General features: G+C 45.1%; 5 protein-coding genes. 2 read left to right on the top strand and 3 right to left on the bottom strand.

Features of this window, described 5'->3' with window-relative positions; translation table 11 throughout:
• Positions 1-23 precede the first annotated feature (23 nt).
• The 3 genes from ccmL to AC4II3_RS25455 all read right to left on the bottom strand — a co-directional run bounded on the left by ccmL (position 24) and on the right by AC4II3_RS25455 (position 1,327).
• A complete protein-coding gene (gene ccmL / locus AC4II3_RS25465; RefSeq protein ID WP_488013401.1) occupies positions 24-323 on the bottom strand; it encodes a beta-carboxysome shell vertex protein CcmL in 300 nt (99 codons plus the stop codon).
• A 168-nt stretch (positions 324-491) separates the two neighbouring features.
• Entirely contained in the window at positions 492-833 is a 342-nt protein-coding gene (locus AC4II3_RS25460) for a carbon dioxide-concentrating mechanism protein CcmK (protein ID WP_044493402.1), read from the bottom strand.
• A 182-nt stretch (positions 834-1,015) separates the two neighbouring features.
• Complete coding sequence (locus AC4II3_RS25455; RefSeq protein WP_488013404.1) at positions 1,016-1,327, bottom strand: carbon dioxide-concentrating mechanism protein CcmK; 312 nt, start codon at positions 1,325-1,327, stop codon at positions 1,016-1,018.
• Between the two features lie 1,036 nt (positions 1,328-2,363).
• Here AC4II3_RS25455 and AC4II3_RS25450 point away from each other — a divergent pair.
• Positions 2,364-4,256, top strand: a complete 1,893-nt coding sequence (locus AC4II3_RS25450) for an NAD(P)H-quinone oxidoreductase subunit F (RefSeq protein WP_488013406.1) — start codon at positions 2,364-2,366, stop codon at positions 4,254-4,256.
• A gap of 132 nt (positions 4,257-4,388) precedes the next feature.
• Positions 4,389-5,885, top strand: a complete 1,497-nt coding sequence (locus AC4II3_RS25445) for an NADH-quinone oxidoreductase subunit M (RefSeq protein ID WP_488013408.1) — start codon at positions 4,389-4,391, stop codon at positions 5,883-5,885.
• Positions 5,886-5,976: the final 91 nt, after the last annotated feature.

Genomic DNA, 5,976 nt, shown 5'->3' with positions numbered 1-5,976 from the left:
CCACTATTGTCAGAACCTACTTACTAATACTGGTCTTTTTTCCTGTAGAGCATGCTATTGTCCACACTGACCGTGTCAATAATCCCCACCACCATAGCGTCGATGGGACGCTTGTCACTCTCACCGACTTGCCGAGCCGCGCTGCCACGGCTGACTAGCACCCACTCATTTATACCAGCACCGACTATGTCAGCAGCTACCTCATACTTGGGGAGTGGTTCTCCTGCATCATCTAGGTATTGCAGGAAAAGGAATTTAGTTCCTCTAAGACTAGGATCTTTATAAGTACTAACGACCGTGCCTCGGACCTTGGCAATTTGCATTGACCTAACTTATTAACAGGACTTGGGGTGACAGGACTTGGGGGGAGATGGATTAGGGAGCAGTTATATGGCCAAGCCAAAACTAGTGGATCAAGCAATCTCTCCCCTCATGGTAAGCACATCCCCTACTTGACACCGGCATGTATTGAATCTCAAATTAGCGGACGATTATGGACGGTTCATCGGACGGATGGCGTTAGTACTCTCCCGGAACTGTTCCACATCTTCGGTATAACGAATTGGTAGAACATACTCCAGATTTTCGTGAGGTCGAGCAATAATATGGGTAGATAATACCTGACCGCCATTAACACGCTTAACGTTATCAACCCCAGCGGATACGGAAGCTTGCACCTCAGACACATCTCCCCGGACAATCACGGTTACACGAGCGCTACCAATTTTTTCATAACCCACAAGGGTGACACGAGCCGCTTTCACCATAGCATCAGCTGCTTCTACAACCGCTGGAAAACCCAGGGTTTCCACCATTCCCACAGCAATTGACATGAATTTTACTCCTAGACGTTTATCAAGATTTTGATCAACCCACGCGCTGACCACACGTGGGATGGTTGTGACGGCATATAAGCCCTTAAGCTAAACCTATAGTCACTGCATACCAACGAGTTCAGCACCCAAGCTTGTGCCAATTGCCTCTAGACTCTCTATGGTTTTTAGGAGCATCTTGGCTAGTAGCTACGGAACTGTTCCACAGCTTCGCTGTAACGAATTGGTAGGACATACTCTAAGTTTTCATGGGGACGAGCGATGATGTGGGTAGATACCACCTTACCTCCATTCACCCGGTTTGCATTTTCTATTCCAGCAGCTACGGAAGCTTGCACTTCGGAGACATCTCCCCGCACAATCACGGTTACACGAGCGCTACCGATTTTTTCATAACCCACAAGGGTGACGCGAGCGGCTTTAACCATCGCATCAGCTGCTTCTACAACAGCTGGAAAGCCCTCAGTTTCAATCATTCCAACAGCAATTGGCATTTCGCTTTTCTCCTAGTGGATTAGTCAAATAAGAGTGATTAACGCTCCCTAACTAACCTTGCAGTGTAGTTAGGGCAGTGTAGTTAGGGTTTCTATGGCATTGCAGATAACTGCAATGTTGCCGGGTAAATCGGCCTTTTCGATACACCGTCAGAACGTGAGCCGACCAAGCCCTTTGCAGGTAGCTAACTGACCTAGCTAAGTGTATTGGTCGTGCTTCTGTGCTTCCCTTGCTCCTCCCTTAATCCGCCTCATGGTTAGTTTGGGGATTAAAGGGTGGAGGGGGTGTGGGTTTGCCTGACCAAAAGTGATTGTTTCCCTGGCCAAAAGGCTACGCTACGCGCACACCCCGGCTCAAACAAAGATAGTAGACGGGGAATGCCCTCAACATCTTTGTTTAAAGGACAACCAAAACTAAGCATAGAGAACCTTGGCGTATTTGACAATATAAAATATGATAATACTTCTTAATGAGAGACCTTAACGAAACTTAACACTCCGAGGGGGTCAGCTAGATTAGTTAACGAAAATTCACCGTTTTGGAGAATGGTTGCTTTTGTTTTATAATTTTTTTATAACTTTTAGATAAGTAATCCTCACTCAAGCCAGAATTTGAGTGCGGTCACCGAGTTCCTGGGTTACGACACGGGGAACTGGGTCGCTCTAACCTGACTAAGCATAAATCGGTGGATAGATGGGTTGTCAAGCCTGATTTGACCTTTAATCCATTAGCTTGCTCGGTTGTCAAGCCCAACTTGACCTTTAATCCGTTAGCTTGCTCGGTTCTATAAAGGTTAGTTGTCATGATGTCAATAACCACGGTTTATGGTAGAGATAAAAAAAATATTCGGGAAAAAACTGCAGGGATTATGCCCAAGATAACCCTTAACTGATAAAGTTATAAAAATACTAATGATTGAAGACAAATCACGACATTATTAGCTGTAAACCGAGGAAAATCGTCACTTTAAAAATTCGTTTGGGCTAATTAGTACCGATTTTTATTTAATTGATTCAATGATGAGGTCAAGGCGTGATGACTGAGTTGCTTACTCAGACTATTTGGGTAGTTCCTATTTACAGTTGGATTGGGGCATTTTTAACTATCCCCTGGGCAACAGGAATAGTGCGTCGTACAGGACCAAGACCAGCGGCTTACTTTAACCTGTTGATGACACTTTTCGCCTGCATTCATGGCTGGTTAATCTTCCAGGCTTCATTACAAGAAGCCGTGCAAGAGATACAGTTTCACTGGCTAATGGTTGCTGATATTGACATATCCTTTGTTCTGGAAGTCTCACCAGTGAGTACTGCAGCAATGGAGTTTATCACCAGCCTAAGTCTATTGGCTCAACTCTATGCTCTTGGATATATGGAGAAAGATTGGGGATTAGCTCGCTTCTTTGCCCTGATGGGGTTTTTTGAAGGGGCATTGATTGGAATTGTCTTGAGTAATTCCTTATTCCTGACCTATGCTCTGTTGGAAATGCTCACGGTGTGTACTTTGTTAATTGTGGGTTTTTGGTATGCTCAGCCTTTGGCACTCAAAGCTGCCCGAGATGCTTTTTTAACTAAGCGTGTAGGAGATATCTTGCTGCTAGTTGGGGTGGTGAGCTTAGCGACCTTTGCGGGAAGCTTAACCTTTTCAGACTTGTATACCTGGGCTTATTCAGCTAATCTACCGCCACTGGTAGGTAACTTACTGGGATTGGCTTTGATTGCTGGTCCAATTGGTAAATGTGCCCAATTCCCCTTGAATTTATGGTTGGATGAGGCGATGGAGGGACCGAATCCTGCCTCAGTACTGCGGAATTCCTTGGTGGTGACTTGTGGTACTTATGTGCTGATTAAACTGGTGCCGATTGTGACGATGGTCTCACCGTTGACCTTATCAGTGTTAGTAGTTATTGGTACTATCACAGCACTAGGAACCTCACTGGTAGCGATCGCACAAATCGATATTAAGCGATCGCTATCCCATTCCACCAGCGCTTACATTGGTTTAGTATTTATCGCGGTTGGAATGCAGCGCGCTGATATTGGTGTGATTTTACTGGTTGCCCATGCCTTTGCTAAAGCCCTGATGTTCATGAGCATCGGGGGGGTAATCTTCAACACCAATAACCAAAATCTAGCTGAATTGGGGGGCTTATGGTCAAAAATGCCTGCTACTAGCACTGCCTTTGCCGTCGGTATGGTTGGTCTAATTGGACTTTTCCCCCTGGGTGGCTTTTGGGCAATGAGTGAAGGGATTAACGCCTTTTGGTTTGAAGCCCCTCTTCTGGTCATACCCTTTCTCTTCGTTAACGCAGTTACTGCCTTAGGTTTAGTCCGGGTGTTTCGGCTAGTTTTCCTAGGTAAACCCCAAGCGAAGACCCGTCGAGCACCAGAAGTACCGTGGGCTATGGCTTTACCAATGGTAGCGTTAACGGTACTGACATTGCTGGTACCCGTGCTAATACGTCCGATGGAATTGCTATCGGAATGGAAGGATCTCAATCTCCTAGCCGAGGTCAGCTTGATAATCTCTGGTGTCGTAGGTTGCACTACAGGGGCTTTAATTTACCTACCCAGAACCTGGTCGCGCTCAATTCGGATGCCGTTGAAATTGTTCCAAGACCTATTCGCCTATGACTTTTACCTGGACGAACTGTATCGTTACACTATCGTGTTTGCTGTTCGCTTATTTTCTAACATTACAGCTTGGGTGGATAGATATATCGTTGATGGGTTAGTCAATCTGGTTGGTTTAGGAACAGTATTTAGTGGTCAAGGCCTAAAATACAGCGTTTCCGGTAAATCACAGTTTTATGTACTGACTATCCTATTAGGAATCAGCTTATTAGCAATCTTCATCACTTGGCCCTTGAATCAGTGGTCTTTTAGTCAGTGGTCTTTGGAGCAGTGGTCATTGTTGATCGGTCATTAATTAGAGGTTGAAGGTTGGTTTGTTATTCGCGAACAACAAACCAACCTTCGCCAATAGGCCACGGGTGCGCGTTCAACAAACCAACCCCATAACAACAGTTAGTAAACAAATAATTAGGAGACTGGTCGATTTATGTTGAGTGCCTTGATTTTGGTACCAATACTTAGTGCCGCTATAGTGGGGTTTTGGCCGGGGAATGTCACCCCTAAAGCAGCTCGTCAAATTTCCTTGGTAGTTACTGGTGGTATTTTTCTCTGGTCAGTAATATTGATGACCATGTTTAACCCCGGTGACGTGAATCTACAATTTCAGGAAAATCTTCCTTGGATTCAGGCAATCGGTTTGACCTATAGTTTAGGGGTAGATGGTCTATCATTGCCCTTACTGATCCTAAATGGTCTGCTAACCGCAGTTGCCCTGTATTGCACAGATTCCAACACCATTCGGCCTAGGTTGTATTACGCTCTGATGCTCTTGATCAATGGCGCTGTTGCCGGTGCCTTCCTAGCTCAGGATTTACTGCTGTTTTTTATCTTCTATGAGCTGGAATTGATTCCCCTATATTTGTTGATTGCCATTTGGGGGGGTAAGCGCAGAGGCTATGCTGCAACAAAGTTTCTCCTCTACACAGCCCTTTCCGGAGCCTTGGTTTTAGCGTCATTCCTGGGCTTAGTGTTTTTGACTGGTTCCTCTAGCTTTAGCTACGCCGAGACCAGGGAGCTAGCATCATTACTACCGGTTGCTCAGCAATTAATTCTTTTAGGAGCAGTTCTAATTGGCTTTGGGATTAAAATTCCCTTCGTGCCATTCCATACCTGGTTGCCAGATGCCCACGTGGAAGCATCAACTCCAGTTTCAATTCTATTAGCTGGTGTGCTCCTGAAATTAGGTACCTATGGTTTGTTGCGGTTTGGCTTAGGTTTGTTTCCGGAACCTTGGACAATTCTGGCACCTTGGTTAGGAATTTGGGCAGCAGTGAGTTCCCTTTACGGAGCATTCAATGCCATTGTCCAGAAAGACATGAAAAAAATGGTGGCATATAGTTCTGTCGCTCACATGGCATACATTCTGTTAGCTGCTGCTGCTGCCACTAAGCTAGCGTTGGTAGCCTCAGTTTTGCATATGATCAGTCACGGTTTAATATCAGCGCTACTGTTTTTATTAGTCGGTATCATTTATAAGAAAACTGGCTCACGGGATATCACTATCCTCAATGGTCTATTAAATCCCGAACGAGGTCTGCCAGTAGTTGGTAGTTTGATGGTACTTGGTGTGATGGCTAGTGCTGGTATCCCTGGCATGGTGGGATTTATCTCTGAGTTTCTGGTCTACTGGGGTAGTCTCCAGGTATTACCAATCCCAACTATCCTATGCATGCTCAGCACCGGTTTAACGGTTGTTTACTTTTTACAACTAATTGGTGGAGCCTTCTTTGGTCGTCTGGCTAGCCATATAACTGATTTACCGAGGGTTAAGTTCACAGAACAATTACCAGGGCTGGTTCTAGGCCTATTGATTGTGCTTTTCGGACTACAGCCAGGATGGATACTTAATTTAAGTGAGCCGATCACAGCAACTTTGGTAACGACACCACCGAATGTAGCGGTGAAGGTATCAACCAATAGTTGAAGGTTAGCCCGTTGCTCACGTAGCGTCGCGGAAATGTAGAATTTAGAATTTAGAATTTAGAATTTAGAATTTAGAATTTAGAATTTAGAAT

This window comes from Moorena sp., from assembly GCF_982860115.1.
The sequence above is the reverse complement of the archived record's forward strand: the minus strand, read 5'-3'. Positions and strand labels throughout refer to the sequence as shown.